Annotated in this window: 1 protein-coding gene; it reads left to right on the top strand. The window is 61.4% G+C overall.

The features are described from left to right. Nucleotides 1-2,187: reverse transcriptase domain-containing protein (locus Q9Q40_13560; GenBank protein ID MDQ7008246.1), on the top strand; the 2,187-nt coding region annotated here is incomplete at its 5' end. Nucleotides 2,188-2,230 lie beyond the last annotated feature (43 nt).

The raw sequence follows: 2,230 nt of genomic DNA, 5'->3' as shown, positions 1-2,230 counted from the left end.
GCGAATTTCCGCCCCGTCACCGTCACATCCTGTTTCGGTAAGCTGGTCAATGGATGCCTCGCGGCACTCATCTTCAGCCACATTGCCAAGCACAACCTGCTGGACACGACAGTGCAGAAAGGATTTGTGAAGCACGTCTCCGGCTGCGCTGACCACACCGGACTGCTCGACGCCGCGTTCCGACTATCCCGTCGTTCCAAGAGGAACCTCAGAGTCCTCCAGATCGACCTCAAAGCCGCCTTTACCGGCATCAGCCACAAGCTCATCGCCGACACCCTGAAGGCCTTCCGCGTCCATGACAGCGTCTGTGGCTACGTCGCACAGCTCTACGCCTCCACGAGCCTGTACATTCGCACCCCAGAGTTCTCCACCGACAGTGTACGGGTGCAGCGGGGAGTCCTACAAGGTGACACGCTGTCGCCGCTCTTGTTCATCATGTGCTTCTCGCCAGTGCTTGACGCTCTCCGCGACTCCGCCTTGGCAGGCGACACCGCACGGCCGCGAGGCGCGGACTCCACGAGACGCTACTTCAAGCTGGACGGGAAGCGGGGGCGCCACAAGCTGCACACGCTCGGCTACGCAGACGACCTCACCCTCGTCACCCAAACGCACAACGCCATGCTGAAGCAAGTGCAGATCATGAAGGGGGTACTCGACGACCTCGGCATGGTCGTCAACGCCAAGAAGTGCCGGTACCTTGCCCTACCCGGCGGTAAGCCCTCCACAGCGGACGAGCTCACGATCGACGACGAACCGGTGCCCAACGCGCTGAGCGAAGGCAGCAAATTCCTGGGCATGGAGCTGACGTACCTACTCGACGCGAAGCTCCTCTCCACTTTCCTCCGGGGCAAGCTCACCAAGTGGCTGAGCAACATTGGGAGCAGCGGCTACGGGCTTGGCCCCCAAAAGTTCGCTCTGGACAAGCTGGTGTTGACTAGATTCCGATGGTACTTCTCCATCTACCAGGTACAACGGACGGAGGTGCTCCACCTCCAATCTATCATCAACAAGCACCTCAAGCGCACGATGAACCTCAATCGTGCTACCTCCCCGCACGCGGTCACGAGCCCCAAAGCTCTAGCCACCGGCAACCTGATCCTGCTGTGGGACGAGGTGGAGACGATGGAGCACGTCCGACGCATCCGCTCTGGGGACGAGAATGTGCGCAAGGCAGCGCAACTCCGCGAGCAAACCGACAACGCCGGGCACGGCACCGTCACCTTCACACAACGCCTCGCAAAGAACCTGCGCCACCTGGACGGCAACGACAAGGACCACACCATGGACCTCCAACCTCTGGGCGTCCCGAAGACCGCTGCAACGATCTCTATCGAACAAGCGGTGCGCGACTCGGTGCGCGCCGTCCATGATGCGGAAACCCGCACGTCACGGGCGGCAAAGGCCAAATCTGGAGAATGGTGGCGCTGCCAACAACCCCGCTACCTCCGCGACCTCGACAGGGAGTACCAGAAAGCGATCTGGGGTATGGCCCCAAAGCACATCGGGTGGACTGCAGAGGCCATCTCCGACTCCCTCCCTACTCCCCGCAACCTGACGCGATGGGGCATCCGCTGCTCCCAGCGGTGCGCGGTCTGCCACGCACCCATTGTGACCCTCCTTCACATCCTCAGTGATTGCAAGGTCGCCCTGCAGCAGCAGCGGTACACTTGGCGCCACAACAAGGTGCTGGAAGAGATTGCACGAGGAGTCCGTGCAAGCTCTTTGACGGGATGTCGACGACCAACGCACGTATGGGTCGACCTTAGCGACGGCGATTTCGATCGCCTTCCCATGCTACTAAATCTGAGCGCCGCTTCCTCTTCCCGCCCAGATTGTATTGTGGTAACGGGCGCCAAGGTCTACATCATCGAGCTCACGGTCCCCCATGAGACCAACATCGACAAAGCCCATCGCTACAAGACGGCGAAGTACCGCTCGCTCCCCGAACTCTACGCCCCGTACGTAGGCTCGCGGCAGGTGGAGCTTCTCTGCGTCGAAGTAGGAGTCCGGGGCTGGCTAGCAAACAGCACGCTCAGCCTGAAGGAGGTCATGGGGCGGCGGGAGGCCGGTCGCACGCGCCGCCGCATGGTAGCCGCCGCAGTGCGCGCATCACAACTGCTTTTCCACGTGCGGGAAGAGCCGGAGTGGGGGGCACGGGGCGAGCCGCCGCCGTCCTACCTGGAGTAGGAAATAAACATTTTAATACCGGGCGGAAACAGCGATATAACCA

Source organism: Acidobacteriota bacterium (assembly GCA_030949985.1).
In the GTDB taxonomy this organism is placed as follows: domain Bacteria; phylum Acidobacteriota; class Polarisedimenticolia; order J045; family J045; genus JALTMS01.
This window is presented reverse-complemented; position numbering and strand designations above follow the sequence as displayed.